Origin of the sequence: Microbacterium galbinum (assembly GCF_023091225.1) — a bacterium.
Classification (GTDB): domain Bacteria; phylum Actinomycetota; class Actinomycetes; order Actinomycetales; family Microbacteriaceae; genus Microbacterium; species Microbacterium galbinum.
Genome location: NZ_JAHWXM010000001.1, coordinates 1,346,560 through 1,372,504 on the forward strand (window position 1 = coordinate 1,346,560; position 25,945 = coordinate 1,372,504).

Below are 25,945 nucleotides of genomic sequence, written 5' to 3' on the forward strand. Positions count from 1 at the left end.
CGGCTCAGACCAGGAGCAGATCGACCAGTCGGCCGAGTTCCTCGCTGCCTGCGCTGCGCAGTTGGGCGTCGTCGTGCCCGGCCATCGCGCCTCGCACGGTCATGCCCTCCCAGACGATCATGAGGATGCGGCCGGCGACCTCGGCCGGCACTCGCAGCCGCAGCTCCCCGGCGTCGACGATGTCCGTGACGATCTGCGCGATGCTGCCGACCATCTCGCGTTCCTGCGCCAGGTACGCCGCTCCGAACTGGGCGTCACGGAGCGCGCGGATGCGGATCTCGCTCATGAGCATCACGCCCATGCGGTCGTCGCTGCCGGAGTCCATCACCTTCTGCAGCAGGTCTGTCGGATCGCAGCCGGGCACCAGGCCGCCCTCGGCGGTGATCTCGGTCACGCGCTCGCGCACCGCGTTCACACGGGTCTCGGCGACACGTCCGGCGAGCATCAGGAAGAGCTCGTCCTTCGATTCGAAGTTCGAGTAGAACGCCCCGCGCGTGAAGCCGGCGCGCTCGCAGACCGCCTCCACCGAGGCGCCGTCGAGGCCGACCTCCGCGAAGAGCTGCTCGGCCGCCTCGAGCAGGCGGGCGCGCGTGTTCTCACGACTCCGGGTTGCCGGTATCGACATCGAAACCTCCTGGTGTTCGCGATCGTGACGATTCTCACACCCCGCACACAGATTTCCGAATGCGGGCGACCTTACGATACATCTATGTATTGGATACACCTGTGTATCCACCTCATCCCCCATCCTCCGGAGGAACCCGCGTGTCCACTCTCCTGTCCTCACTCGGTCGCTGGTCGTTCCGGCACCCCTGGCGCGTGCTCGGCTCGTGGCTGCTCGTGCTCGGCCTCGCGGGCTCCGGGGCACTTGTGCTCGGCTCCGGCACGGACAACACGTTCTCGATCCCCGGCACCGAATCGCAGGCCGGCCTCGAGCAGCTCTCCCGTTCGTTCCCGCAGGTGAGCGGCACGAACGCGCAGTTCGTCGTCGTCGCCGCCGACGGCGATCAGGTCACCGACGACGACTATCGCGCGCACATCGAGGATGCCGTCGACGAACTCGGCGGCATCGACGACGTGCTCGCCGTCACATCGCCCTACGACGAGATGGTCGACGGCATGATCAACGAGGACGACACCGCCGCGATCGTGCGCCTGCAGTTCGACGGTCAGTCGACCGACGTCTCGGAGGCGACCAAGGACGAGCTGAGCGCCGTGGTCGACGATCTCCGCGCGGCGTTGCCGGACGGTTCGCAGACCGCACTCGGCGGCGACCTCTTCGCGACCGAGATCCCGGGCATCACACCGACCGAAGCGGTCGGCCTCATCATCGCGCTCCTCGTGCTCATCGTCACGTTCCGCTCGTTCGTGGTCGCCGGTCTCCCCCTGCTCACCGCCATCCTCGGCGTCGGGATCTCGATGGCGGGCATCTTCGCCGCCACCGCCTTCGCCACCGTCTCGTCGACCACCCCGCTCCTCGCCCTCATGCTGGGCCTGGCCGTCGGCATCGACTACGCGCTGTTCATCATGGCCCGGCATCAGGATCAGGTGCGCGCCGGCGTCGACCCCGAGGAATCGGCATCCCGCGCCGTCGGCACCGCCGGCTCGGCCGTCGTCTTCGCCGGGATCACCGTGCTCATCGCCCTGATCGGGCTCGGCTTCGCCGGCATCCCGTTCCTGACGACGATGGGCATCGCCGCCTCCGTCGCCGTCGCGATCGCCGTGGCCATCGCGGTCACCCTCACTCCCGCCGTGCTCGGCTTCATGAAGGGCCGCATCGTCGGCCGCCCCCGGCGGGAGCGCGCCGCGACGAAGAAGGACGGATCCGCGCGCGCCCCCCGCCGGGCGTTCAGCGAGCGCTGGGTCGGCGGTGTGACGAAGCATCCGGTGCTCGTGTCGATCGCCGTCGTGCTCGGTCTCGGCGTCGTCGCGGTGCCCGCCCTCAGCCTCGACCTCGCCCTCCCCAACGCCGGCGTGCTGCCGAAGGACTCCGAGGCCCGGCAGAGCTACGACATCGTGGGCGAGGAGTTCGGTCCCGGCTTCAACGGCCCCCTCATCCTCACCGGAACGATCGTCACCTCCACCGATCCGGTCGGGCTGATGGACGACCTCGGCGACGCGGTCGCGAAGATCGACGGGGTGAAGGACGTCGCGCTCTCGACCCCGAACGAGACGGCCGACACCGGCATCGTGCAGATCATCCCCGAGACCGCGCCCGACGACCCCGCCACCGCCGACCTCGTGCGCGAACTTCGCTCGCACCACGACGAGTGGCTCGACGAGTTCGGCATCGACCTCAAGGTCACCGGGTTCACGGCGGTCGGGATCGACATCTCCGACCAGCTCGGAGGCGCTCTGCTGCCCTTCGGGATCTTCGTGATCGGGCTGTCGCTCGTGCTCCTCACCATCGTGTTCCGCTCGCTGTGGGTGCCCGTGACGGCGGCCCTCGGCTACCTGCTCTCGATCGTCGCCGCCTTCGGCGTGGTCGGCGCGGTGTTCGAGTGGGGCTGGTTCGCCGATCTGCTGCACGTGGCGAAGGTCGGCCCGATCATCAGCTTCATGCCGATCGTGCTCATGGGCGTGCTCTTCGGCCTCGCGATGGACTACCAGGTCTTCCTCGTCTCGCGCATGCGCGAGGACTTCGTGCACGATCGCGCCTCGCGCTCCGCCTCGCGCGCCGAACGCCGGGCCGCCGCTCAGCGCGCCGTCCGCAGCGGCTTCACGGGATCGGCGAAGGTCGTCACAGCCGCCGGACTCATCATGTTCGCGGTGTTCGTCGCGTTCGTGCCGGAGGGCGACTCGTCTCTCAAGCCGATCGCGCTGGGCCTCGCCGCCGGCATCGCGATCGACGCATTCCTCGTGCGCATGACGCTCATCCCCGCCCTCATGGCGATCCTCGGCGAACACGCCTGGCAGATCCCCGCCTGGCTCGAGCGCATCCTCCCCCGCGTCGACATCGAGGGCGAGGCCGTCGAGCGCGAACGCCATCTGGCCGAGTGGCCGGGCAACGGCTCGGTCGTCGCGGCCGACGAGCTCACGGTCAGCACCGACGCACCGGTCGTGGAAGCCCTGTCGTTCCGGGTCGCTCCGGGCGAAGCGCTGATCGCGACCGGTGGCGACGCCCGTGAGCGGCGGGCCCTCGCTCTGGCCGTCGCCGGTCGCGTGACCGCCGACGAGGGGCGACTCCGCGTCGTCGGGCACCTGCTCCCCGGCCGGGCCGCCTGGGTGCGGGCGCACGTCGGCTGCGTGATCGTCGACGATGCGGATGCCGCGCTCGACGACCTCGCCGAGGCCCTGCGCGGGCGCTCGGAGGTCGTGGTCGTCGACGGCATCGACCGACTGTCCGGAGGCCGACGCGACCAGGTGACGGCGATGCTGCGGGATGCCGCGGCCACACGTTCCCTGGCCGTCTTCGCCACGGCGTCCGATGCGGCGACCGCCCGCACGATCCTCGCGGAGGCCGGCTGGCCCGACGCGAACCTTCTCGACACCCGCGCCCCGCGACGGGCGACCGCAACCACCGAGGTGACCGCATGACCCTCCCCATCGAGCGCGCACGCTCCCGCAAGCCCATCACGTGGCTGACGATCCTCGGCATCCTGCTGCTGCCGGCGGCGATCGGCGGCATCCTCGTCACCGCTCTCCAGAATCCGACCGAGCGCCTGGACTCGATGACCGCCGCGATCGTGAACCTCGACGAGCCGGTCGAGATCGACGGACAGGTCACGCCCCTCGGGCGTCAGCTCGCGTCCGGACTCGTGGAGGGGTCGGACGACCTCGACTCGAACCTCACCTGGGTGATCTCCAACGAGGACGACGCCGCCGAAGGTCTCGCGAACGGCGACTACCAGGCAGTCATCACCATCCCCGAGGACTTCTCCTCGGCGGCCACCTCGGCCGGGCGCACGATCTCCGAGGGCGAGGGCACGCCCGAGAAGGCGACGATCGAGGTCACCACGCCCGACGACGGTCTCGTCGCCGACGACCTCATCACGGGGCAGATCGCGAACGTCGCGGCGTCCATGCTCGGCACCACGCTGTCGGAGGCCACGACCGAGAACATCCTGGTCGGCTTCACGACGATCGGCGATCAGATCGGCGAGGCCGCCTCCGGTGCACTCGACCTCGCGAACGGCGCACGGGATGCCGCGACCGGCGCGGCCGCGATCCCCGACGGCGCCACCCAGCTCGCGACCGGCGCGGGTGACCTCGGCACCGGCGCCACGTCGCTGGCGACCGGTCTCGACACGATCGCCACGAACACGCGGCAGCTCGCCGGCGCCGCGGGCGAGCTCGGGGCGGGGCTGACCGGTGGGGCGGCCGCGCTGAACGATCCGAACGGAGACTTCGCCAAGCTCGTCGGAGCCGCGCAGGGCGGGGCCCCCTTCCTCGACACGGCTGCCTCGGAGTCGGCCAAGACGGCCACAGAACTCGGCAAGCTCGCCGCCACCTGCGCGACGTCGGTCACCGACCCGGACTTCTGCACGAAGCTCGGCGAGGTGGCGACGTCCGCCGCAACCTCCGCGACCGCCGCCGGTACGGCATCGGCCTACCTCTCCCCGGTGTCCACGGGCCTCCCGGCCGCGGCATCCACCCTGGCGACCAACATGAACGAGGCAGGCTCCGGCGCCAGCCAGATCTCGGCCGGGCTCAACCAGCTCGCGACCGAGGGAGTCGACCAGTCGGCCGCGGGAGCCCGCGCGCTGGCGACCGGCGCGGGCCAGCTCTCGAGCGGCGCGACCGAACTGGCGACCGGCGCCACCGAACTCGCGACGGGCCTCGACACCCTCGCGACCGGCGCGGGCGACCTCGCCGGTGGTCTGCGCACGGCATCCGATTCGCTCCCCTCGTTCAGCGATTCCGAGTCGACGTCGATCGCCTCGGTGATCGCCGACCCGGTCGAGTCGACCTCGTCGATGGACACGATCTTCGGCCCCACCGCCATCCCGCTGCTCGCCGCGGTGGTGCTGTGGTTCGGTGGCCTGGCATCGTTCATCGTGATGCGCGCGCACACCGCCCGCACCCTCACGTCGCGCCGCTCGTCGCCGACGCTCACACTGCGCTCCTTCTGGCCCGCCGCGCTGATCGGCGCCGGACAGGGACTGCTGGTCTCGATCATCGTGCAGTTCGTCGCCTCGTACGATGCGGCCGCCTGGTGGACCTTCGCGGGCACCGCCGTGCTCGCGGGTGTCGTCTTCGCCGCGGTGAACCAGGCGCTCGTCGCGATCTTCGGCGGAGTCGGACGCTGGGTCAGCGCCCTGATCGGCGTGCTGGCCGTCGCGACCGGGTTGATCTCGACCGTGCCGGACTGGCTCGCGGGCCTCGGCGCCGCGCTTCCGACCTCACCCGCATTCGCGGGACTGATCGCCGGGAGCGGTTCCGCCGTCGCCGGCCTCGTCGTGTGGGGTGTGCTCGCCCTCATCGCGACCACCCTCGCGGTGGCCCTGCGCCGCACGACCTCGGCCACGGCGGTGCTCGCGACCTGAGCCGCGGCATCCGCCCTGTTCGTTCGTTCCCCCACCCCGCCCCGGGAAACGGAGACGTCCGGGCCGCGCGGCGGCGAGTCGTGCGAACGACACGCCCTGTCGTCGGCATCCGATCTCCGTTTTCGAACCCGCACGCACGACGCCCCGCCTCCGGAAGGAGACGGGGCGTCGTGGATGTCAGGGGCGGATGCCTCAGCTGATGCCGGAGTAGGCGTGCAGTCCCTTGAAGAACACGTTCACGATCGTGAAGTTGAACAGCACGGCGGTGAAGCCGACGATCGCGAGCCAGGCCGAGGGGTTTCCCCGCCAACCGCGGGTCGCGCGGGCGTGGATGTAGCCGGCGTAGAGCACCCAGATCACGAAGGTCCAGGTCTCCTTCACATCGAAGCCCCAGAAGCGGCTCCACGCGTAGTAGGCCCAGATCGACCCGGCGATGAGGGTGAAGGTCCAGAGGATGAACCCGATGATCGTGAAGCGGTACGCCATGCTCTCGAGGCGCTCGGCCGAGGGGAACGTACGCAGGAACCCGGGGCCGGTCTTGGCCGCACCCTCCGAGACGAGGCGCTCGCGCCGCGACTGCATGAGCTGGATGACCGAGAGCGCGAAGGCGAGGGCGAAGAACGCCGTGCCCAGCGAGGCGACGAAGACGTGGATCACGAGCCACACGCTCTTGAGCGGGTCCATGAGCGGCGTGACCTCGACGTAGAAGTTCGTCGACGACAGGCCCAGCAGCACCACCACGAGGCCGGTGATGAACGTACCGAGGAAGCGCAGGTCGACCTTGACCAGCACGATCAGGTAGACGGCGATGATGAGCAGCGTGCCGATCATCGCGAACTCGTAGAGGTTCGCCCACGGCACGCGACCGGCCGCGAATCCGCGGGTGAGGGTCGCACCGAGGTGGAAGATGAACGCGAGAACGGTGAGCGAGGTGCCGATGCGCGCCATGACGAAGCGCTGGGGCTTCGGCTCGATGGGCTTTCCGGTGGCCGTGAGCGTCGCTCCCCCGCGCGCGCCGGCGCCGACCAGCTCGGCCTCGCGCACGGTCTGCGCGTCGGCGGAGATCTGCGAGCGGCGCGCGAGGTCGAATGCGAACGCGATGAAAGCCGCGGCGTAGATCGCGATCGCGGTCCAGAGCAGGACCGGCGAGATCACTTCGAGGTCGAACATGGTGTCAGTCTACTTTCGGGGAGTCGGATGCCGTCGGGTCGGCATCCGCGAGATCTTCGGTGAGGTCGTCGGAGGCGGGGTCGCGGGCGACCGTGCCCCCGGCCGCATCGAGCAGGCGACCGTGGCCGGCGACGATGTCGTCGAGCGCCACCGCGATCGTCGGGTCCTCGCCGCGGGCGAGACCCGCGTACTCGAGCGAGACGGAGTCGCCCTCGACCGTGGCCTTGACCCACATGCGGCGGCGGGGCACGAACAGCGCGAGCATGAGTCCGCCGAGCGCGAGCACCGCGAAGCCGAGCACCCAGACGCCGGACTCGTCGCGGTGGATCTGCAGCGAGGCGAAGCGCTTGACCGACTGCGTGGCGTCGGTCGCGCCCTCGGGCGACTCGTCCTCGAAGGTGACCGTTCCCATGCCGTTCGGCAGGTCGGCGGTCTCGCCCGGAGCGAGCTCGATCGAGTCCTTGTCGACCGCGCGACCGGTGAGCTGGGTGAGGTCGGTGGTGTCGAGCACGTAGACCGACCGCGGGGTGCCGTCGTTGATGCCGAGGTCGCCCGAGTACACGTCGAGCGTGAGCGTCGGGTTGGTGAGCGCGGGGTAGGCCGAGAAGAACGCGCCCGTGTCGAGCACGGCGGTCGTCGGGTAGAAGAAGCCCAGCAGGCCGAGCTGCTCGGGGAGTCCGTCGGTGACCTTGATCACGCCGAGCGAGGTCATGTTGGTGTCCTGCGGCAGGAACGGCACGCTGTTCGTGAACACCACGTCGCCGTCGGCGTTGCGCACCGTGATGGTGGGCGCGTAACCGTTGCCGAGCAGGAAGATGTCGTCGTCGGCGACGGGCAGCGGCTCATTGACCTTGATGGAGCCGGTGCGCTCCTCCCCGTTCTCCTTGACCGTGACGTTGGCCGAGAAGTCGCCGGCCTGGCCGGAACCCGCCTCGCCGAACGGGGTGTACGAGACATCGAAGGTGTCGAGGCGCATCGAGTAGGGCGCGAGGGCGTCGTCGGCGACGAAGCGTCCGCGGTTCATCGAGTCGTAGTCGACGAGCGTGTTCGCGAACGTCTCGCCCTCGACCAGCACCCGCTGACCGGTATACGCGAAGCCGCCGCCGATGGCGACCGTGACCAGCACGCCGACGAGCGCGAGGTGGAAGAGCAGGTTCCCGGTCTCGCGCCAGTACCCGCGCTCGGCCGACACGGAGAAGGTGCGCCCACGGTCGTAGCGCTCGACCCGATACCCGAGTGCCTTGAGCTGCTTGGTCGCGACGGCGATCGATGCGGATGCCTCGGCCTCGGCATCCGTCTTCTCGCCGTTCCCCGCGGTCGCGGAGAGGTCGCGGGTGACGGCCCGGAAGTCGTCGAGCCGCTGCAGCCGCGCGGGCGTGCGGGGCGGGCGGGCCTGGAGCGCCTTCCAGTGGTGCCGGATGCGCGGGATCACGCAGCCGACGAGCGAGGTGAACAGCAGCAGGTAGATCGCCGAGAACCACGGCGACAGATAGACGTCGAAGAGCTTGAGGCCGTCGAGGATCGGGAAGAGATCGGGGTTGTCGCGCTGCCACTGCGTGACACCGTTCGGGTCGGCCATGCGCTGCGGGAAGATCGATCCGGGGATCGCGGCGACCGCGAGCACGAGCAGCAGGATCAGCGCGGTGCGCATCGAGGTCAGCTGGCGCCAGCCCCAGCGCAGCCACCCGACGAAACCGAGGCGCGGCTGCGTGATCGAGTCGTCGCCGTCGACGTGGTCGGACGGTCGCAGCGGATCGCTGGACCTGGGCGTCTTGCTGCTCACGGCACTCTCGTTCTTCCGGGTTTTCTTCTCGGTCGTCTCGTGATCAGAGCGGGAGGATGACACTGCTCATCACCGCCGTCAGTCGGGACATGATGTCGGTCCACAGCCCCGTCACCATCAGCACGCCGAGGGCGATCAGCAGCACGCCGCCGATGATGTTGACGACGCGGATGTGGCGGCGCAGGAATCCGATGGCCGTGGTCGCCCAACCGAAGCCGAGGGCGACGAGCAGGAACGGGATGCCGAGGCCGAGGGAATAGGCGAGACCGAGGGCCCCCGCGCGCACCGGGTCGCCGGCGTTGAAGGAGAGGGCGAAGATCGCCGTCAGGGTGGGGCCGAGGCAGGGCGCCCAGCCGATCCCGAGGGCGATGCCGAGCAGCGGCGCCCCGATCACGCCGTACTTGCCGTCGATGTGGAAGCGCAGCTCGCGCTGCGCGAAGCCGAACAGCCCGAGGAAGACGAGCCCCATGAGGATGATCACGACGCCGAGGATGCGCGTGATGAGCTCGCCCCACTGGATCAGGAAGACACTCGCGACGCCGCCGAGAGAGGTGATCGCGACGAAGACGGCACTGAAGCCGGCGATGAAGAGGAGCACGCCGATGACGAGGCGACCGCGACCCGAGGCCGAGGCATCCGTCGACGCGGTCGCGCCGTTCACCGGGCGGGGAGCCACGGATCCGCCGAGGAAGCCGAGGTACCCCGGCACGAGCGGCAGCACGCAGGGCGACAGGAACGAGATGAGCCCGGCGAGCAGAGCGACCGGGATCGCCAGCCAGAGCGCTCCCGAACCGATGATGTCCTGGGGATTCACGCGCTCTCCGCGAGCGCGTCCTTGACGAGCGTGGACAGGATCGAGGTCCCGTCGATGGGCCCGATGATGCGGGCGGCGACGCGGCCCTGCTTGTCGAGCACGAGAGTGGTGGGGGTGGCCTGGATGGGCGTCTCGGCCGCGAAGGCGAGCTTGGCCTGCGCGGTGTCGACGTCGATCAGGCTCGGGTAGGTGATCTCGAACTCGGTCGAGAAGGCCTTGGCCGTGTCGGCCTGATCGCGGGTGTTGATGCCGACGAACGACACACCCTGGTCTTCGTACTCCTGCCACACCGACTCGAGATCGCCGGCCTCGACGCGGCACGGCGCGCAGCCGGCGTACCAGAAGTTCACGACCGTGACCTGGCCCGCGATGTCGGCGCTGTCGAAGGCCTCGCCGTCTTCGGTGACGCCCGAGAAGTCGATCGGCTCGCCGCGCTCGGCGACGGGGATCTCCTGGATCGCGCCATCGGCGGCGACGTAGCCGGTGTTCTCACCGCTCAGGAACGACTCGCTCACGGCATCCGGAGCACAGGCGGTCAGGCCGACGGCAAGCACCGCGGCGAGCGCGGCTCCGACCGCACGCCGGGAACGGCGAGTGCGGGAGGGGCGGCCGCTGCGGATCGGGTGAATCCTCGAGGCGAGTGGCACGGTTACGAGTTTACGCCGAGGTTCCTATGGTTAGGCCGGACGCGGGCGCCGTCACCGGAGCCCCTCAGAACCGCGACAGCACGTCGTCGACGCCGGCCCGGAAACGCGGACAGGTGGCGATGTCGTGCGAGCGGCAGCGCAGCGCGTGCTCGGTCATCTCGCGCGAGCGACGCATCTCCTCCATGCGGCGGTCGATGTCGTCGATGTGCGACTGCAGCACCTGATGGCGCCCCCAACTGCTGTCGTCGAGCAGCACCGCGATCTGATCGAGCGTCATGCCCGCGGCCTTGCTGCGCTGGATCACGGCGATACGCACGACGTCGTCCTCGCCGTACCGACGGCGGCCGGCGTCGTCGCGAGCGGGGGTCAGCAGTCCGACCGACTCCCAGTGGCGCAGCACGTTGGTGGGCAGATCGACGCGGGCGGCGACATCGCCGACGGACCACGGATGCTCGGCATGTGACTTCATCCCAACATGAAGTCACAAACGGAGCGTGGACGCAAGGTCCGCCGCTCGACCGCCGAAGCGACGCCGTCAGTCCCGGCACTCCCTCGTGATGAGGTCGGCGACCTTCTCGAGGAAGTCGCTCACCACCGCCGACTGCTCGGCGCTCAGGTCCGTCGCGATCCGGTGGACGGCGACCGCCGTGGCGTCGAGCCCCTCGGAGGGATCGATCCGCCGCAGGGGAACGAGAAGCTTCGAGCGACTGTCCGCGGGGTTCCGCTGCGTGGTGATGACCCGCGCGGTCTCGAGCTTCTCGAGCGCCTTCGAGATCGCGGCGGTCGTCACCTGCAACTCGGACGCGAGGTCACCGGGAGTGATCGCCTCGTTGCGATGGTCGGCCTCGGCGATGAGCCGGGTGATCTCGCGAAGCAGTGGACTCGGTCCACACGACGCTTGACGTCGACGCGCCAGCTGGTCCTCTGCGACGCGCACGCGCTCCACGGCGCGGGCGACGTCGAGCGCGTACGACTGATCGATCGCGTTCCAGATGGTGGCGGGAGCCTCCGCGGTGCTCACCTCAGTCCTCCTGATTGATCAGGGACAACCACTTCCCGAAGCGCTCCCCCTCGGCGCCCGCGCCATCCTCGTTCGCAGCGATCTCTTCCCGTTCGATCATGTCCCGCTCCCTCCGTGTGGTGCGAACATCCGGACAATGCTCGCAAAACTAGATTACTAGCCGAACTAGTGATGTCAACCTCGCGCCCCGTCGCTTGACTTCATCCCGACATGAAGTCACAGACTGATCGCGAACACAAGATCCACCGGTCGGAAGGACCCCTCATGTACGACGTGATCGTGATCGGCGCAGGCCCCGCGGGCCTGCAGGCGGCGCTGACGCTGGGACGGATGCACCGCTCGGCGCTGCTGCTCGACTCGGGCGAGTACCGCAACGGCACGGTGCTGCACATGCACAACGTCGCCGCGAACGACGGCACCCCGCCCGCCGACTTCCGCGCGATCGCCCGCGCCCAGCTCGCGGAGTACGCGGACGTCGAGGTGCGCGATGCCCGCGTCGAGCGGGTCGATGGAGAGCAGGGGGCGTTCACCGTCGAACTCGCCGACGGCGGCACGGTGGTGGCTCGACGCATCGTGCTCGCGACCGGCATGGCCGACGAACTGCCGGCGATCCCCGGACTGCAGGAGCTGTGGGGCGCCGGCGCGTTCAGTTGCCCGTTCTGCGACGGGCACGAGCATGCGGACAAGCCGATCGCCGTGATCGGCGAGGCCGCCCGCGCCGCCCATCTGATCGGGCTGCTCGGCCGGATCGTGTCGTCGATCACGGTCTTCCCCACCGAGGGTTCCTTCCCGGAGGAGGATCGCGCGACCCTCGAGGCGCTCGGCGCCGTCGTCGCCCCCTCGTCACCTCTGTCGATCGCGCGGGAGGGAGAGACGGTGACGTTGACCACGGCGGAGGGCGAAGCATCTGTCGCCGGCATCTTCGTCGCCTCGGTGGTCTCGCGCCAGCGCGCCCCGTTCGCCGAGCAGCTCGGACTCGCGATGCTCCCGTCCGGCGCGATCGAGATCGACGACTTCGGCCGCACGTCCGTCGCCGGGGTGTCGGCGGCGGGCGACATCGCACATCGGGCCTCGCTGCCCGGCGCGATGGCCGCGGTCGCGCTGGCGGTCGCGGCGGGTCAGCTCGCCGCCGTCGGTCACATCCAGTCGCTCATGGCCGAGGGCGCGTAGCTCCCAGGGCCATGAACGGGATGCCTCAGACGGCGCCGACGTCGACCGCGCCGCCCGTCGCCGCGGGTTCGGCGTAGTCGACCTCACGCCACACGTCGCCGACCCGCTCGAACGAGGTCACGCTCGACAGGGCGCAGCGCCGGGTGCGCGGATCGTGCCGCAGCGGGAGTCCGGCGACCGACAGGTGTGTGATCCAGATCGGTGCCTGGTGCGACACGATCACCGCGTCGCCCGCCTCGGTGGTGTGCCAGAGCTCGTCCATCGCGGCGCGCATGCGCTCGGCGACGGAGACGTACGGCTCGCCCCAGCTGGGCACAGACGGCTGCCGCAGATGCCACCAGTTGAGCGGGTTCATGAGCGAGCGGCGCATCTGCGTGCCCTCGAAGACGTTGGTCGGCTCGATGACGCGTTCGTCGAGCACCGGCTCGAGGTGGAAGCGCTCGGCGAACGGAGCGGCCGACTCCTGCGTGCGCTCCAGCGGCGAGCACCGCAGGGCCTCGACGTCGCGACCGAGACCGGCGACGTGCTCGGCCGCCGACTGCGCCATGCGCCGTCCGTCGTCGCTGAGGTGGAAGTCGGGCAGACGGCCGTAGAGCACGCGGCCGGGATTGTGGACCTCGCCGTGACGGACGAGGTGCAGACGGGATGCCGGCACGTCAGGCCTTGCGGTAGCGGGAGTCCCCGAACCCGAGGATGAAGTACCCGATGAACGGGATCAGGAACAGCAGGAAGAACGAGAACGCACCACCCTTGCCGAAGCGATCGCCCACCTTGACCGCGACGACGATCGCGAGGATGACGTTGGCGATCGGCACCAGATAGAGCAGCACCCACCAGCCCGACATCCCGGCGATGCGCAGCAGGAAGATCGCGTTGACGATCGGGATCAGCGCGAGGATGCCCGGATACCCGGCCTTCGTGAACACCTTCCACCAGGCGATCGCCAGCAGCACGTAGAAGATGATGCCGATGACGCTCGTGGTTCCCGAGAAGAACGCGGAGACGAAATCGGGGACGACCGGTACATCGGCGGCGGGGACGAGGGCGAGTTCCATGGGAGCACCTTCCTTTTCCCTGCCACCCTACTGATCCCCTCCGCCCGCCGGAGACACGCCGCGCGCCCCCGTAGAATGGGCGGGTTCGCCCGTTCACAGAACAGAAGGAATACTCCGTGCTTCGCACCCACTCGGCAGGCTCACTGCGAGCCGAGCACATCGGTCAGACCGTCACCCTCGCGGGGTGGGTCGATCGCCGTCGTGATCACGGAGGAGTCGCGTTCATCGATCTTCGGGATGCGTCGGGCATCGCCCAGGTCGTGATCCGCGACGAGGAGATCGCCCACCCGCTGCGCAATGAGTTCGTCCTCAAGGTGACGGGCGAGGTGTCGCGCCGCCCCGAGGGCAACGCGAACCCGAACCTGCCCACCGGCGAGATCGAGCTCATCGCGACCACCGTCGAGGTGCTCAACGAGTCCGCTCCCCTCCCCTTCCAGGTCTCGACGGCGCTGGCCGACAGCGAGACCGTCGGCGAGGAGGCGCGCCTCAAGTACCGCTATCTCGACCTGCGCCGTCCGGCCCCGGCATCCGCCCTGCGCCTGCGCTCCGACGTCTACAAGGCGATCCGCGACGTGCTGCACGCCGACGACTTCACCGAGGTCGAGACCCCGACGCTCACGCGCTCCACGCCGGAAGGCGCCCGCGACTTCCTCGTGCCCGCGCGCCTGAGCCCGGGCAGCTGGTACGCCCTGCCCCAGTCGCCGCAGCTCTTCAAGCAGCTGCTCATGGTCGGCGGCGTCGAGAAGTACTTCCAGATCGCGCGCTGCTACCGCGACGAGGACTTCCGCGCCGACCGCCAGCCCGAGTTCACGCAGCTCGACATCGAGATGAGCTTCGTCGACCAGGAAGACGTCATCCGCCTGATGGAGTCGCTCGTCGTCGCCATGTGGAAGACGATCGGCGTCGAGGTGCAGACCCCGCTGCCGCGCCTGACCTATGCCGACGCGATGGCGAAGTACGGCTCCGACAAGCCCGACCTGCGCTTCGGCCTCGAGCTGGTCGAGGCGACCGAGTACTTCGCCGACACCACGTTCCGCGTCTTCCAGGCCGAGTACGTCGGCGCCGTGCGCATGCCCGGCGGCGCGGGCCAGCCCCGCAAGCAGCTCGACGCCTGGCAGGACTGGGCGAAGCAGCGCGGCGCCCGCGGTCTCGCCTACGTGCTCTTCAACGAGGACGGAACGCTCGGCGGCCCCGTCGCCAAGAACCTGTCCGAGGCCGAGCAGGCGGGTCTCGCCGAGCTCGTCGGCGCCGAGGCCGGGGACTGCGTGTTCTTCGCCGCGGGCGCCACGAAGGAGAGTCGCGCCCTCCTCGGTGCCGCCCGCGTCGAGATCGGTCGCCGCCTGGGCTACCTGAACCCCGACGAGTTCGCCTTCACCTGGGTGGTCGACGCCCCGATGTTCGAGCCGGCGGCGGATGCCGTGGCCTCGGGCGACGTGGCCGTCGGCGCCGGAGCCTGGACCGCCGTGCACCACGCGTTCACCGGACCGAAGCCGGAGTTCGAGGCGACGTTCGACACCGACCCCGGATCGGCCCTCGCCTACGCGTACGACATCGTGTGCAACGGCTCCGAGCTCGGTGGCGGCTCGATCCGCATCCACCGCGAAGACATCCAGAAGCGGGTCTTCGAGGTCATGGGCATCAGCGACGAGCAGGCCGATGAGCAGTTCGGCTTCCTGCTCGACGCGTTCAAGTTCGGCGCGCCGCCCCACGGCGGCATCGCGCTGGGCATGGACCGCGTGCTGCAGCACCTCACGAAGACCGAGTCCATCCGCGAGGTCATCGCGTTCCCGAAGTCGGGCAACGGCTACGACCCGCTCACGGCCGCGCCCGCTCCGATCTCGGCCGAGCAGCGCGCCGAGGCCGGCGTCGACTTCGAGCCGGAGGACGACGAGGCCTGACCCTCTGCCCCTTGTGGGGGATACTTCGACAGGCTCAGCAACCCGGTTCCGGGTGCTGGGCCTGTCGCACCCCCGGGTTCGACATGAGCTGGGCCCCGAGCCTGTCGAGGGGCCCCGCCCGAGAGAATGGGTCCCTGAGCCTGTCGAAGGGCCCCGCCCCGCACACCCGCACACCCGCACGGACGCATCACACATGCACGGAGCATCCGCCCGTATCGCCGTGCAGGCGTGCGCACTCCGTGCAAACGGATGCTGACGCCGGCGGGGACTGCTTCGACAGCCTCGGCAACCCAGTTCGGATCCAAGACCTCAGCAACCCGGGTCCTGATACTGGGTCCCTGAGCCTGTCGAAGGGTCCCGCCCCGCGAGACTGGGCCCCTGAGCCTGTAGAAGGCTCCCGCCCCTAGGAGGCCAGCCCGAGCGCCGGGGCGAGGTTCTCGTTCCACACGTCGACGCCGAGCTTGGCGATCAGGGCGATCACCACGACGAGGAAGACCACGCGGATGAACTTCGTGCCGCGCGAGATCGCCATGCGCGACCCCAGGTAGCTGCCCGCGACGTTGGCGACCGCGAGAATCCCCCCGAGCACCCACAGCACCGAGCCATGCGGGATGAAGAGCAGCAGCGCACCGAGGTTGGTGGCGAGGTTGACGATCTTGGCCTTGGCGCTCGCCTGCAGGAAGTCGTAGCCGAGCAGCGCGACGAGCGCGATCACGAGGAACGTCCCCGTTCCCGGCCCGATCATGCCGTCGTAGAAGCCGATCACGAGACCGGCAGCGCCGGCCATGATGTGGTGCTTGTGCCCGTGGAAGCGCAGCATGGTCGCCGCGCCCATCTGCGGCCGGAAGGCGGTGAAGAGTGCGACAGCGAGCAGGGCCACGACGATGATCGGCTTGAACGCCGCAGCGGGCAGCAGCGTGGCCACCGCGGCGCCGCCGAACGATCCGGCGAGCGCGATGAGGGCCATCGGGATCGCGGTACGGATGTCGGGTTTCGCGCGCCGATAGTAGGTGACGCTGCTGGTCGCAGTGCCGAACACCGAGGCGAGCTTGTTGGTCGCGAGCGCCTGGATCGGCGCGATCCCGGGGATGAGCAGCAGCGCGGGCAGTTGCAGCAACCCACCGCCCCCGACGACGGCATCGATCCAGCCCGCGGCGAAAGCGGCGATGACGACGAGCAGCAGCATCCCCCAGGTGAGCTGCTCGAGTCCGAGCACGGTGCCGATATCCACCCAGCCATGATTCCAGAGACTCGGGCGTGCACCGGCATCCGCTCGTCAGCGTGCGACGCGCCCGCTGACAGACTGGAGCCATGATCGAGGCCCTCCCCCTGCCGTACCCGTTCGCGTCGCGCCTGGGGAGCGCGGTGTTGCGCCGCGCGACGGCCGACGACACGGATGCCGTGATCGCCCTGCTCGCCGACGACCCGATCAGTGCAGCGCGCGGCGATGTCGCCTCGGCGGAAGACCGGCCGGCGTATGCCGAGGCGCTCCTCGAGATCCTCGCCGAGCCGTCGAACGACCTGCTCGTCGTCGAGCTCGACGGGGCGATCGTCGGCACTTTGCAGCTCACCTCGATCCCGGGCATGGCGCGTCGGGGCGCCCGGAGGCTGCTCGTCGAGGCCGTCCGGGTGCAGAGTGACCTGCGGTCGTCGGGCATCGGGTCGGCCGTGATGCGCTGGGTCGGCGAGCAGGCCGCACCCGCGGTCGGAGCAGCGATGGTGCAGCTCACCTCGGATGCCGCGCGCACCGACGCCCACCGCTTCTACGAGAAGTTGGGGTATATCGGGTCACATCTCGGTTTCAAGTACACGGTCGAGACCGCCTGAACTCCGCGCCAGGACGGGGCGCACCCCACCCCGCCACCACCCGGTCACCCTCCGTTCACCCACGCCGCTCCGACCGGTAACTCACGGCCCATAGTTTCCTCTCGCAACCCGAACCGGCGCACCGCCGGTCACCCGAGAGGACACTCATGGCACGCTTCACCCGCCGCGCGCGCATCGGCGCCGGTATCGCACTGGTCACCACCGCCGCTCTGGCACTCACCGCCTGCTCCGGCGCCGCCGACGCGACCGACGCCGGCGAGGGATCGACCGACGCCGCGACCGCGACGTCCGTCGCCGACTTCGGCACGTTCGCCGACCTCGAGGCCGCCGCCAAGGCGGAGGGCCAGCTCAACGTCATCGCGCTGCCGCGCGACTGGGCGAACTACGGCGAGATCCTCGACCTCTTCGCCGAGAAGTACCCCGAGATCACCATCAACGAGGCTTCCCCCGACGTGTCCAGCGCCGAGGAGATCCAGGCCGCCGAGACCAACAAGGGCCTCGACACCGCTCCCGACGTGTTCGACATCGGCCTCACGGTCGCGCTCCAGAACACCGACTACTTCGCCCCCTACAAGGTGCAGACGTGGGACGACATCCCCGCAGAGCTCAAGGAGCCGACCGGCCTCTTCGTCGGCGACTACGGCGGATACATGTCGGTCGGCTACGACTCCTCGAAGTTCGACGCTCCCGCGGAGCTCGCCGACCTGCTCTCGGCCGACTACAAGGGTGCCGTCGCGATCAACGGCGACCCGACCCAGGCCGGCGCCGCGTTCGCCGCGGTCGGTCTCGCGACCGTCCAGTCCGAGGGTACGCTCGACGACTTCCAGCCCGGCATCGACTTCTTCGCGGAGCTGCAGAAGGCCGGCAACCTGCTCAAGGTCGACGTGACCACGGCGACCGTCGCGAGCGGCGAGACCCCCGTCGTCTTCGACTGGGACTACCTGAACGCCTCGCACAAGGCCGACAACCCCAACTGGGAGGTCGTGGTCTTCGACGGCACCGGCTACGCGGGCTACTACAACCAGGCGGTCAACGTCGACGCCCCGCACCCGGCTGCGGCGCGCCTGTGGCAGGAGTTCCTCTACAGCGACGAGGTGCAGAACCTGTGGCTCGGCGGCGGCGCTCGCCCCGTGCGCATGGAGGCCATGACCGAGGCCGGCACGATCGACGCCGACCTCGCTGCGGCTCTGCCCGAGGTTCCCGAGGAGACGGTCGTCCCCACCGAGGAGCAGTCCGCAGGCGCCGGCACGCTGCTCGGTGAGAAGTGGGCAGCGGCGGTCCAGTGACGACTCTCGTCGACACGGGGGCGGATGCTCCGGCATCCGCTCCCGCTACCACCGCCGGGCCCGCGCACACCGCGCGGGCCCGGCGGTCCGCGCCTTCCTGGGCCTGGTTGGGTCTCGTACCCTTCGCGGCCTACATCGTGCTGTTCCTGGCCGTGCCGACGCTGCTCGCGATCGGCTCCGGTTTCTTCACCAAGGACGGCTCGTTCACCTGGACCAACGTGTCGGCACTGGGCGATCCCGTCGTACTGAACACGTTCGCCAACTCCGCCTGGATCTCGCTCCTGACCGCCGTCGTCGGCGCCGTCGTCGGCGCGCTCGTCTGCTACGCCCTCCTCGGGATGAATCCGCAGGGCGCGATCCGCTCGTCGGTGGATGCCGCGGCCGGAGTCCTCGCCCAGTTCGGCGGCGTGATGCTGGCGTTCGCCTTCATCGCGATGATGGGCATCCAGGGTGTGCTGACGGTGTTCCTCAAGGACACGTTCGGCATCAACATCTACGAGAACGGCACGTGGCTCTACGAACTGCCCGGCCTGATCCTGCCGTACATCTACTTCCAGATCCCCCTCATGGTCATCACCTTCATGCCGGCCCTCGCCGCGCTCAAGCCGCAGTGGGCCGAGGCGAACCTCACCCTCGGCGGCACGCGCACGAGCTTCTGGCTGCGCATCGGGCTCCCGGTGCTCGCCCCGTCGTTCCTCGCGAGCCTGCTGCTGCTGTTCGCGAACTCGTTCTCCTCTTACGCCACGGCCGCCGCTCTCGCGAGCCAGGGCTCGCAAATCGTGCCGCTGCAGATCCGCACCGCACTCACGAGCGAGACCGTGCTCGGTCGCGAGAACCTCGCGGGCGCGCTCGCCCTCGGCATGATCGTGGTGGTCGGCGTCGTGATGGCCCTGTACTCGCTGATCCAGCGTCGGGCCGCGAGGTGGCAGTCGTGAACCGTCTCGCCCCCTCGCTCACGACCCGCTGGGTCATCGGCATCCTCGTCGGCCTGTTCTTCGCCATCCCGCTCGTGTCGACGTTCCTCTACACGCTGCGCGACACCGAGAGCGGGCTCTCGTTCGACCACTGGCTCGCGCTGTTCGACCCCGCCGCCTCCGCGGCGATCAAGCCGATCTGGACCGGTCTCGGCAACTCGCTCATCCTCGCCGTCGTCACCGTCGCGATCGTGCTGTTCCTGCTCGCGCCGACGATGATCCTGGTGAACCTGCGCTTCGGCAAGCTCAAGCCGATCTTCGAGTTCGCGGTGCTGCTGCCGATCTCGATCCCCGCGATCGTGCTGGTCGTCGGTCTCGCCCCGATCTACCTGCAGATCGGCCGCTCGGTGGGCACCGGCACGTGGACGCTCGCGTTCGCGTACGGCATCACGGTGCTGCCCTTCGCCTACCGCTCGATCCAGGCGTCGATCGACGCCGCCGACCTGCGCACGCTCTCCGAGGCCGCACGGTCGCTCGGGGCGAGCTGGCCGACGGTCGTGCTCAAGGTGCTGGCGCCCAACCTCCGCCAGGGCCTGCTGGCCGCGTCGCTCATCTCCATCGCGGTGGTGCTCGGCGAGTTCACCATCGCCTCGCTGCTGAACCGGCAGGTGTTCCAGACGGCCATGGTCGTCGTGCAGAAGCAGGACCCGTACGCGCCGGCGATCTTCACGCTGCTGGCACTCGCACTCGTGTTCCTCCTTCTCCTCCTCATCGGTCGCGTCGCACGCGGCAACGGAAAGGCCCACTCATGACCATCGATCACGCACTCCCCCGCACCCAGGACAACCTGCTGCTCGCCGAGGCGGGCGAGGGCACCCGGGTGCAGCTGCAGAGCATCGTGAAGAGCTACGCGGGCAACCGCGTGCTGCACGGCGTCGACCTCGACATCGCCCCGGGTGAGTTCGTCTCGCTGCTGGGTCCGTCGGGCTGCGGCAAGACCACGCTCCTGCGCGTGCTCGCGGGCCTCGAGGGCTCCGACGAGGGCGCGGTGCTGCTCGGCGGTCAGGACGTCTCGCGCGTCCCGACCAACAAGCGCGACATCGGCATGGTCTTCCAGTCGTACTCGCTGTTCCCGCACCTGCGCGTCGCCGAGAACACGGCCTTCGGGCTGCGCCGCCGCGGGGTGTCGGCATCCGAATCCGCGAAGCGCGCGAAGGATGCGCTCGTCCTGGTCGGTCTCGCCGACTTCGCCGACCGCTACCCGCACCAGCTGTCGGGCGGCCAGCAGCAGCGCGTGGCACTGGCGCGCGCCCTGGTCACCGAGCCCAAGGTGCTGCTCCTCGACGAGCCGCTGTCGGCGCTCGACGCCAAGGTGCGCGTGCAACTGCGCGACGAGATCCGCCGCATCCAGCTGCGCCTGGGCATCACGACCGTGTTCGTCACGCACGACCAGGAGGAGGCGCTCGCCGTCTCCGACCGGATCGCCGTGATGAACTCGGGCCGCATCGAGCAGATCGGGTCGCCGGAGCAGCTCTACACGACGCCGTCGACCGCCGGTGTGGCCGCGTTCGTGGGTCTCTCGAGCATCGTCGCCGGCGTCGCCGAGGGCGACCACGTCGTCGTGTGGGGGCAGCGGCTGCCGCTGCAGACGCCCGCCGACGGCCCGGTCGACGTGTACCTGCGCCCCGAGAACGTGTTCTTCGCTTCGGAGGCGGATGCGGCAACCGACGCGGTCGTCGAGGAGAGCACCTTCCTCGGCAGCATGCGTCGCACGCTCGTTCGCACCGAAGCGGGAGAGATCGTCCGGGTGCAGCACGCCCCCGGCATCCACCCCGCCTTCGGCGATCGCGTCCGCATCGCGGTCGCGCCCGAGCCCGTAGCCGTGCACCCGCGCGCCTGAGTCCCGCCCTACCGCCGCACGCGGTCGGGCGCTACCGTGATGCACGAGAGGCCCTCCGCCTCGCAGACACCACAGAGAGGATGCCTCATGGCAGGCAAGTTCGAGCTCTACACCGACAGGTCCGGCGAATACCGGTTCCGCCTCAAGGCCGGCAACGGTCAGGTCATCGCGACGAGCGAGGGCTACTCCTCGAAGTCCGCCGCGGAGAACGGGATCGAGTCCGTGCGCACCCACGCCCCCGACGCCGAGGTCGTCGAGGTCTGATCCCTCCTCCACAACGATGAGGCCCCCGGAGCATTCGCTCCGGGGGCCTCATCGTGTGTGAACGTCTCACAGCACGCGCGAGAGGAAGTCCTTCGTGCGCTGGTGCTGCGGGTTGCCGATGACCTCGCGCGGGTCGCCCTCTTCGACGATGTGACCGCCGTCCATGAAGATCAGGCGCGAGCCGACCTCACGGGCGAAGCCCATCTCGTGGGTGACCACGAGCATCGTCATGCCCTCGTCGGCGAGCGTGCGCATGACCTGCAGCACCTCGCCGACCAGTTCGGGGTCGAGCGCCGACGTCGGCTCGTCGAACAGCATCATGTCGGGGTTCATGCACAGCGCACGCGCGATCGCGACGCGCTGCTGCTGCCCACCCGACAGATGCCCCGGATAGGCATCTGCCTTCTGCGACAGCCCGACTCGGTCGAGCATCGAGATTGCGATCTTCTGTGCTTCGGCCTTGCTCCGCTTCTTCACCCGCTGCTGGGCGACGGTGAGGTTGCCGAGCACATCGAGGTGCGGGAACAGGTTGAAGCTCTGGAACACCATGCCGATGCGGGTGCGCACACGGTCGATGTCGGTCTCGGGGTCGGTGATGTCGATCCCCTCGATCAGCACCTTGCCGCCGGTCGGCTCCTCGAGCAGGTTGACCGAGCGCAACAGCGTCGACTTCCCCGAGCCGGAGGGGCCGATGACGCAGACGACCTCGCCCTTGGTGACGGTGAGGTCGATGCCCTTGAGCACCTCGTTGTCGCCGAAGGTCTTGACGAGACCCTGGATGTCGATCGCCGGAGCGTGGACATCGATCAGTTCTGTGATCATCGTTCTCTCGCCATCCGTCGCTCCAGCCACGCGGTGTATCGCGTGAGCGGAATGGTCACCACCAGATACAGCAGGGCGCCGACGATCAGCGGCGTCGCGTTCGCGTTCGACGTGTTCGCGTCGCGGACGAAGGTGGTGAGCTCCTTCGACCAGATGAAGCTACCGGCGATGAACACGAGTGACGTGTCCTTCAGCAGGAGCACCAGCTCATTCGTCATCGGCGGGATGATGATGCGGAAACCCTGCGGGAGGATGATCCAGAACATCGTCTTCAGCGGCGACATGCCCAACGAGCGCGCCGCCTCCGTCTGCCCCTTCGGCACAGCCTGGACCCCGGCGCGGATGACCTCGGCGATGTACGCCGAGGCCACCAGCATGAGTCCGAGGAGTCCGGCGCCGACCGGCCCGCCCGGCACCTTCCACCCGAAGACGATCGGGACGATGAATGCCACCGAGAAGATCGTCAGAAGGGCGGGAAGGCCGCGGAAGAGCTCGATCCACGCGGTAGCCACCCACCGGAACAACCCGATGCTCGACAGCTTCATCATCGCGAAGAGGATGCCGAGCAGCAGACCACCCGTGAAGGCGATGATCGTGAACAGGATCGTGTTCCGCAGGCCGATCGTGATGATGTCGGGGAAGAGCCTCGCGGCGACCTCCACGTTCAGGAACTGGGGGATCGCCCGTTCCCAATTGATCGACAGGGCGATCCCCGCGATGACCGCGAAGAACACCACATACATCACCAGGCGATACAGCTTGGTCCTGGTCGTCCGTTTCAACGCCATTGTGAAGGACCTCCGAAACTCCTACGCACGACGATCAGTTCGCGCTGAAGTAGGAGTCGTAGATCTTCTGGTACTCACCGCTGTCGCGCAGCTCCTGCAGGGCGGTGTTCACCGCATCGACGAGCGCGTCCTTCTCGCCCTTGGCGAAGGCGAAACCGTAGGACTCCTCGGTGTCGTACGTCTCGACGATCTTGTAGGCGCTGTCGGCCTTCTCGTGCTCGATGTTGACCGGCTGATCCTGCAGAATGGCGTCGATCTGACCGGCCTGCATCGCGGGCCACAGCTCGCCGTCGGAGGGGTACTGCACGAGCTCGGCGCCCGTGGCGTTCTCGGTCGCGTAGGTCTCACCGGTGGTGCCCTGCTGGACGCCCACGTTCTTGCCGGCGAGGTCGTCGATCGACTCGATACCCGAGTCGGTGCGCACGAGCAGCGACTGCAGCGAGTCGTAGTACGGGTCGGAGAAGTCGATGTTCGCCTTGCGCTCGTCCGTGATCGTCATCGCCGAAGCTCCGAGGTCGCAGGTACCTGCGACGAGCGTGGTGCCGGACTGGAGCGCGTCGAAGCCCACGTCCTGGACGGCGAGCTTGAGGTCGAGCTTCTTCGCGATCGCATCGAGAAGATCGATGTCGAATCCGGAGTAGCCGCTCTCGGTGCTCGAGTCCTCGACCTCGAAGGGCGGGTAGGGCACGTCGGAGCAGGCGGTCAGCGTGCCCGCGCTGACGAGACCGTACTCGTCTCCGGCATCCGAGTCCCCGCTTCCGGAGTCGGTTCCGCCGGCGCAGCCTGCGAGCGCGAGGGTTGCGGCAGCCACGAGTGCGAGGCCGGCGAAGGTAGTGCGACGGTGCATAACAGCTCCTGAGAGTCGATGGCAGGGTAAGGCCCACCGAAGTGGGCCGATAGGTGAACATCCTGGCACGTGCCGGGTGGATGCCCTACTAAGAGTGCCCGATCCAGGATTACGGTTTTGTTTCGGTGCGTTACGCGTGCGGGGATCAGATCTCGAAGTCGACGGCGACCCGTGCGCTCACGACGGAGCGGATGTATCCCGACGCCTCGACGTGCGCGGGGTGCACCTGATACTCGTCGAGCGCCTCGACGGAGTCGAAGTCGGCGACGAGCACGACGTCCCAGTTCGACTCCGGCAACACGACGTTCGCGCCGGCCGAGATCGACAGCAGCTGCGGCACGACACCGTCGAGGGCGTTGAGGCGGCGGGCCACCTCGGCGGCCTGCGCGGCGCGCTCGTCGGCGTCCTCCGAGGCGAGCTTCCAGGAGACGACATGGCGGATGGTCATTTCAGGGCCTCCTCGAGCGCGGTGCGCAGTCGGTCCGGCGAGAGTCGCCAGTGCGCGTGCAGTTCTCCGTCGATCAGGACGACGGGGATCTTCTCCCACCACAGATCGAACAGGGCGGGGTCTTCGGTGATCGAGGCCTCGACGATCTCGATCCGCTCGGCCGCGGCATCCGGCAGCTCGGCGACGACGGCGTCGATGACCTCGGAGGCGACGTCGCAGAGGTGGCAGTCGGGCTTGCCGATGAGGGTCAGCGTGGTCACGCCGAGGGAACCTCGACCGCGCGTCCCTGCGCGATCCATTCGCCCGTGCCGCCCTCGACGTTGGTGGCGTCGTAGCCGCGCGCTTCGAGCGCCTCGACGACGCGAGCGGAACGGCCGCCGGCCTGGCAGATCACGTCGAACGACTCGGCCGGGAGCTCTTCGAGTCGGTTGCCGATCTCGGACATCGGGATGTTGACGGCGCCGGGCACGTGGCCCGCCGCGAACTCGTCCTTCTCGCGCACGTCGATGAGCGGCGTGCCCGTGCGGTCGGCGAGTTCGGTAACGGTGATCGACTTCATGGCTTCCTTCGAGCTGCTCGGACCTTCGGCAGAGACACAAAGCGCCCCCATTCGACATGCTCCGAAGAGCTGTCGGGGGCGCTCGTGTCTTGGCCGCTTACTTCTTGTTGCGGCGCTGGTGGCGAGTCTTGCGAAGCAGCTTGCGGTGCTTCTTCTTCGCCATGCGCTTGCGGCGCTTCTTGATGACAGAACCCACGGAAACCTCACTAAGTCAGGGGGTTGGGCGTCGCGATGATCGGACGCCCGGGTACGGGCACGGAAAAATGCCTCGGATCAGTCTAGCAAACCGTCGGGCCTGCGCCGTCACACCGACGATGCGGACTCCCGCACGGTCAGCCGACGTCGGCGATCGGGCGCTGGAGGGCGTCCGCCACGGCGGACTCCGGCACGCGATAGCTGCGTCCGAAACGGATGGCCGGCAGGTCGCCGGAGTGCACGAGCCGATAGACGGTCATCTTCGACACGCGCATGATCCCGGCCACCTCAGCAACAGTGAGGAACCGGACGTCAGGAACTTCGGGCATCCCACATACCCCTTTCTCGAATGAGCACACTCTATGGGTTGGCAGTGACGCGTGTAAACCCTTGGGGCCGGTGTGAACAGTGGGACTCACGGTGCCGTCACTCGTCACAGCAGAGGCATAGCCTCTCTCCGAGGTTCACTCAGCCGAAAGTGTCACACTCGGCGCAGGACCGGGGCAGGCACCGCCTCGGGACACGCGGGCTGGGGCCCGCGGCATCGCCCCCGACGACAGCCCCCCGGTCGCCGGGGGCGAACTGTGTCGAGCGGGGTGTCAGGCGCCGAGTCGCTTGAGGGCCGTGGCGACCACGTGCTTCGCGGATGCCGCCGCGCGCCCGACCACCTCCGCCGCGTGCGCGGCACTCTCGGGGATCGGGGCCCCGGGGTAGGCGATGTCGGGGGCGTCGTCGCCGAACGCGTCGACGAGGAAGGGCACCAGCCAGTCGTCGACGACCTCGAGCGGCTCGACCGCGAGGCTGTAGAAACGACGCTGACCGTCTTCGCGCACGGTCACCAGCTCGGCGTCGCGGAGCACCTTGAGGTGCTTCGACACCGTGGGCTGACTGATGCCGAGGTCGGCGACGATCTGGCTGACGCTCGTGCCCGCTTCTCCTTCGGTGGTGCGCCGCAGGAGGAGCTGGAGGATGTCTCGCCTCGTACCGTCTGCGATCACGTCGAAGATGTCGGTCATGTGTTCAGGGTAGTCGTCCCCGGCACGGAGTACCA

The 25,945-nt window shown here is 69.0% G+C and carries 29 protein-coding genes; 10 read left to right on the top strand and 19 right to left on the bottom strand.

The window, feature by feature from the left end; genetic code table 11:
• Positions 1 to 4: 4 nt before the first annotated feature.
• Positions 5 to 625, bottom strand: a complete 621-nt coding sequence (locus KZC52_RS06540) for a TetR/AcrR family transcriptional regulator (protein WP_247623239.1) — start codon at positions 623 to 625, stop codon at positions 5 to 7.
• 140 nt (positions 626 to 765) lie between these two features.
• Here KZC52_RS06540 and KZC52_RS06545 point away from each other — a divergent pair, with 140 nt between their 5' ends.
• Complete coding sequence (locus KZC52_RS06545; protein WP_247623240.1) at positions 766 to 3,537, top strand: efflux RND transporter permease subunit; 2,772 nt, start codon at positions 766 to 768, stop codon at positions 3,535 to 3,537.
• Positions 3,534 to 5,486, top strand: a complete 1,953-nt coding sequence (locus KZC52_RS06550; RefSeq protein WP_247623241.1) for a YhgE/Pip family protein — start codon at positions 3,534 to 3,536, stop codon at positions 5,484 to 5,486. Before KZC52_RS06545 ends, KZC52_RS06550 begins: the two co-directional genes overlap by 4 nt.
• A gap of 192 nt (positions 5,487 to 5,678) precedes the next feature.
• On the opposite strand, the gene ccsB is transcribed toward KZC52_RS06550, so the two are convergent.
• The 6 genes from ccsB to KZC52_RS06580 all read right to left on the bottom strand — a co-directional run bounded on the left by ccsB (position 5,679) and on the right by KZC52_RS06580 (position 10,921).
• On the bottom strand, positions 5,679 to 6,656 hold the full coding sequence (gene ccsB, locus KZC52_RS06555) for a c-type cytochrome biogenesis protein CcsB (RefSeq protein WP_247623242.1): 978 nt from the start codon (positions 6,654 to 6,656) through the stop codon (positions 5,679 to 5,681).
• 4 nt (positions 6,657 to 6,660) lie between these two features.
• Positions 6,661 to 8,439, bottom strand: coding sequence for a cytochrome c biogenesis protein ResB (gene resB, locus KZC52_RS06560; RefSeq protein ID WP_247623243.1), 1,779 nt, complete (start codon positions 8,437 to 8,439; stop codon positions 6,661 to 6,663).
• 43 nt (positions 8,440 to 8,482) lie between these two features.
• Positions 8,483 to 9,253, bottom strand: coding sequence for a cytochrome c biogenesis CcdA family protein (locus KZC52_RS06565; RefSeq protein ID WP_247623244.1), 771 nt, complete (start codon positions 9,251 to 9,253; stop codon positions 8,483 to 8,485).
• The gene (locus KZC52_RS06570) at positions 9,250 to 9,900 is read right to left on the bottom strand and encodes a TlpA family protein disulfide reductase (RefSeq protein ID WP_247623245.1); all 651 of its coding nucleotides are present in this window, start codon (positions 9,898 to 9,900) and stop codon (positions 9,250 to 9,252) included. Before KZC52_RS06570 ends, KZC52_RS06565 begins: the two co-directional genes overlap by 4 nt.
• 64 nt (positions 9,901 to 9,964) lie before the next feature.
• Positions 9,965 to 10,369, bottom strand: coding sequence for a MerR family transcriptional regulator (locus tag KZC52_RS06575; protein WP_247623246.1), 405 nt, complete (start codon positions 10,367 to 10,369; stop codon positions 9,965 to 9,967).
• Positions 10,370 to 10,435: 66 nt separating this feature from the next.
• Positions 10,436 to 10,921 (bottom strand): MarR family transcriptional regulator, encoded by a 486-nt coding sequence (locus tag KZC52_RS06580; protein WP_247623247.1) that lies wholly within the window; start codon positions 10,919 to 10,921, stop codon positions 10,436 to 10,438.
• 264 nt (positions 10,922 to 11,185) lie between these two features.
• On the opposite strand from KZC52_RS06580, the gene KZC52_RS06585 reads away from it, so the two are divergent.
• Positions 11,186 to 12,091, top strand: coding sequence for an NAD(P)/FAD-dependent oxidoreductase (locus tag KZC52_RS06585; RefSeq protein ID WP_247623248.1), 906 nt, complete (start codon positions 11,186 to 11,188; stop codon positions 12,089 to 12,091).
• A 25-nt stretch (positions 12,092 to 12,116) separates the two neighbouring features.
• Here the strand turns inward: KZC52_RS06585 and KZC52_RS06590 are convergent, their stop codons facing one another.
• The gene (locus KZC52_RS06590) at positions 12,117 to 12,746 is read right to left on the bottom strand and encodes a histidine phosphatase family protein (protein WP_247623249.1); all 630 of its coding nucleotides are present in this window, start codon (positions 12,744 to 12,746) and stop codon (positions 12,117 to 12,119) included.
• Between the two features lies 1 nt (position 12,747).
• Positions 12,748 to 13,146: a DUF5684 domain-containing protein gene (locus tag KZC52_RS06595; protein WP_247623250.1), complete on the bottom strand. Its 399-nt coding sequence runs from the start codon at positions 13,144 to 13,146 to the stop codon at positions 12,748 to 12,750.
• A 116-nt stretch (positions 13,147 to 13,262) separates the two neighbouring features.
• On the opposite strand from KZC52_RS06595, the gene aspS reads away from it, so the two are divergent.
• A complete protein-coding gene (gene aspS / locus KZC52_RS06600) occupies positions 13,263 to 15,044 on the top strand; it encodes an aspartate--tRNA ligase (protein WP_247623251.1) in 1,782 nt (593 codons plus the stop codon).
• A gap of 403 nt (positions 15,045 to 15,447) precedes the next feature.
• Here aspS and KZC52_RS06605 read toward each other — a convergent pair whose 3' ends face one another.
• On the bottom strand, positions 15,448 to 16,230 hold the full coding sequence (locus KZC52_RS06605; RefSeq protein ID WP_247624724.1) for a sulfite exporter TauE/SafE family protein: 783 nt from the start codon (positions 16,228 to 16,230) through the stop codon (positions 15,448 to 15,450).
• Positions 16,231 to 16,355: 125 nt separating this feature from the next.
• Between KZC52_RS06605 and KZC52_RS06610 the strand changes: the two genes are divergently transcribed.
• The 6 genes from KZC52_RS06610 (at position 16,356) to KZC52_RS06635 (ending at position 21,235) form a co-directional block, all read left to right on the top strand.
• The gene (locus KZC52_RS06610) at positions 16,356 to 16,871 is read left to right on the top strand and encodes a GNAT family N-acetyltransferase (RefSeq protein ID WP_247623252.1); all 516 of its coding nucleotides are present in this window, start codon (positions 16,356 to 16,358) and stop codon (positions 16,869 to 16,871) included.
• A gap of 146 nt (positions 16,872 to 17,017) precedes the next feature.
• A complete protein-coding gene (locus tag KZC52_RS06615) occupies positions 17,018 to 18,157 on the top strand; it encodes an ABC transporter substrate-binding protein (RefSeq protein WP_247623253.1) in 1,140 nt (379 codons plus the stop codon).
• The gene (locus tag KZC52_RS06620; RefSeq protein WP_372491561.1) at positions 18,136 to 19,092 is read left to right on the top strand and encodes an ABC transporter permease; all 957 of its coding nucleotides are present in this window, start codon (positions 18,136 to 18,138) and stop codon (positions 19,090 to 19,092) included. Before KZC52_RS06615 ends, KZC52_RS06620 begins: the two co-directional genes overlap by 22 nt.
• Positions 19,089 to 19,883 (top strand): ABC transporter permease, encoded by a 795-nt coding sequence (locus KZC52_RS06625; protein ID WP_247623254.1) that lies wholly within the window; start codon positions 19,089 to 19,091, stop codon positions 19,881 to 19,883. The genes KZC52_RS06620 and KZC52_RS06625 overlap by 4 nt, the downstream gene beginning before the upstream one ends.
• Entirely contained in the window at positions 19,880 to 20,971 is a 1,092-nt protein-coding gene (locus KZC52_RS06630; protein ID WP_247623255.1) for an ABC transporter ATP-binding protein, read from the top strand. Before KZC52_RS06625 ends, KZC52_RS06630 begins: the two co-directional genes overlap by 4 nt.
• A gap of 87 nt (positions 20,972 to 21,058) precedes the next feature.
• On the top strand, positions 21,059 to 21,235 hold the full coding sequence (locus KZC52_RS06635) for a YegP family protein (RefSeq protein WP_247623256.1): 177 nt from the start codon (positions 21,059 to 21,061) through the stop codon (positions 21,233 to 21,235).
• A 66-nt stretch (positions 21,236 to 21,301) separates the two neighbouring features.
• On the opposite strand, the gene KZC52_RS06640 is transcribed toward KZC52_RS06635, so the two are convergent.
• The 9 genes from KZC52_RS06640 to KZC52_RS06680 form a co-directional block, all read right to left on the bottom strand.
• Positions 21,302 to 22,057, bottom strand: a complete 756-nt coding sequence (locus KZC52_RS06640; protein WP_247623257.1) for an amino acid ABC transporter ATP-binding protein — start codon at positions 22,055 to 22,057, stop codon at positions 21,302 to 21,304.
• Complete coding sequence (locus KZC52_RS06645; protein ID WP_247623258.1) at positions 22,054 to 22,845, bottom strand: amino acid ABC transporter permease; 792 nt, start codon at positions 22,843 to 22,845, stop codon at positions 22,054 to 22,056. Before KZC52_RS06645 ends, KZC52_RS06640 begins: the two co-directional genes overlap by 4 nt.
• 34 nt (positions 22,846 to 22,879) lie before the next feature.
• Positions 22,880 to 23,692 carry a transporter substrate-binding domain-containing protein gene (locus KZC52_RS06650; protein ID WP_247623259.1) on the bottom strand — a complete coding sequence of 271 codons (813 nt, stop codon included), beginning with the start codon at positions 23,690 to 23,692 and terminating at the stop codon, positions 22,880 to 22,882.
• A 145-nt stretch (positions 23,693 to 23,837) separates the two neighbouring features.
• Positions 23,838 to 24,140, bottom strand: coding sequence for a Dabb family protein (locus tag KZC52_RS06655; RefSeq protein WP_247623260.1), 303 nt, complete (start codon positions 24,138 to 24,140; stop codon positions 23,838 to 23,840).
• A complete protein-coding gene (locus KZC52_RS06660; RefSeq protein WP_247623261.1) occupies positions 24,137 to 24,400 on the bottom strand; it encodes a glutaredoxin family protein in 264 nt (87 codons plus the stop codon). Before KZC52_RS06660 ends, KZC52_RS06655 begins: the two co-directional genes overlap by 4 nt.
• Positions 24,397 to 24,699 carry a rhodanese-like domain-containing protein gene (locus KZC52_RS06665; protein ID WP_247623262.1) on the bottom strand — a complete coding sequence of 101 codons (303 nt, stop codon included), beginning with the start codon at positions 24,697 to 24,699 and terminating at the stop codon, positions 24,397 to 24,399. The genes KZC52_RS06660 and KZC52_RS06665 overlap by 4 nt, the downstream gene beginning before the upstream one ends.
• 97 nt (positions 24,700 to 24,796) lie before the next feature.
• Positions 24,797 to 24,895, bottom strand: a complete 99-nt coding sequence (locus KZC52_RS06670) for a 30S ribosomal protein bS22 (protein ID WP_003792170.1) — start codon at positions 24,893 to 24,895, stop codon at positions 24,797 to 24,799.
• Positions 24,896 to 25,031: 136 nt separating this feature from the next.
• On the bottom strand, positions 25,032 to 25,223 hold the full coding sequence (locus KZC52_RS06675; RefSeq protein ID WP_247623263.1) for a helix-turn-helix domain-containing protein: 192 nt from the start codon (positions 25,221 to 25,223) through the stop codon (positions 25,032 to 25,034).
• Between the two features lie 270 nt (positions 25,224 to 25,493).
• Positions 25,494 to 25,910: an ArsR/SmtB family transcription factor gene (locus KZC52_RS06680; RefSeq protein ID WP_247623264.1), complete on the bottom strand. Its 417-nt coding sequence runs from the start codon at positions 25,908 to 25,910 to the stop codon at positions 25,494 to 25,496.
• Positions 25,911 to 25,945 lie beyond the last annotated feature (35 nt).

Coding starts and splice junctions, on each gene's coding strand:
- KZC52_RS06630 (WP_247623255.1), top strand. CDS start 19,880: ATGACCATCGATCACGCACTCCCCCGCACCCAGGACAACCTGCTGCTC.
- KZC52_RS06650 (WP_247623259.1), bottom strand. CDS start 23,692: ATGCACCGTCGCACTACCTTCGCCGGCCTCGCACTCGTGGCTGCCGCA.
- KZC52_RS06635 (WP_247623256.1), top strand. CDS start 21,059: ATGGCAGGCAAGTTCGAGCTCTACACCGACAGGTCCGGCGAATACCGG.
- KZC52_RS06645 (WP_247623258.1), bottom strand. CDS start 22,845: ATGGCGTTGAAACGGACGACCAGGACCAAGCTGTATCGCCTGGTGATG.
- KZC52_RS06550 (WP_247623241.1), top strand. CDS start 3,534: ATGACCCTCCCCATCGAGCGCGCACGCTCCCGCAAGCCCATCACGTGG.
- KZC52_RS06675 (WP_247623263.1), bottom strand. CDS start 25,223: ATGCCCGAAGTTCCTGACGTCCGGTTCCTCACTGTTGCTGAGGTGGCC.
- KZC52_RS06610 (WP_247623252.1), top strand. CDS start 16,356: ATGATCGAGGCCCTCCCCCTGCCGTACCCGTTCGCGTCGCGCCTGGGG.
- KZC52_RS06605 (WP_247624724.1), bottom strand. CDS start 16,230: ATGCTGCTGCTCGTCGTCATCGCCGCTTTCGCCGCGGGCTGGATCGAT.
- KZC52_RS06540 (WP_247623239.1), bottom strand. CDS start 625: ATGTCGATACCGGCAACCCGGAGTCGTGAGAACACGCGCGCCCGCCTG.
- KZC52_RS06585 (WP_247623248.1), top strand. CDS start 11,186: ATGTACGACGTGATCGTGATCGGCGCAGGCCCCGCGGGCCTGCAGGCG.
- ccsB (WP_247623242.1), bottom strand. CDS start 6,656: ATGTTCGACCTCGAAGTGATCTCGCCGGTCCTGCTCTGGACCGCGATC.
- KZC52_RS06655 (WP_247623260.1), bottom strand. CDS start 24,140: ATGACCATCCGCCATGTCGTCTCCTGGAAGCTCGCCTCGGAGGACGCC.
- KZC52_RS06640 (WP_247623257.1), bottom strand. CDS start 22,057: ATGATCACAGAACTGATCGATGTCCACGCTCCGGCGATCGACATCCAG.
- KZC52_RS06665 (WP_247623262.1), bottom strand. CDS start 24,699: ATGAAGTCGATCACCGTTACCGAACTCGCCGACCGCACGGGCACGCCG.
- KZC52_RS06595 (WP_247623250.1), bottom strand. CDS start 13,146: ATGGAACTCGCCCTCGTCCCCGCCGCCGATGTACCGGTCGTCCCCGAT.
- KZC52_RS06680 (WP_247623264.1), bottom strand. CDS start 25,910: ATGACCGACATCTTCGACGTGATCGCAGACGGTACGAGGCGAGACATC.
- KZC52_RS06575 (WP_247623246.1), bottom strand. CDS start 10,369: ATGAAGTCACATGCCGAGCATCCGTGGTCCGTCGGCGATGTCGCCGCC.
- KZC52_RS06615 (WP_247623253.1), top strand. CDS start 17,018: ATGGCACGCTTCACCCGCCGCGCGCGCATCGGCGCCGGTATCGCACTG.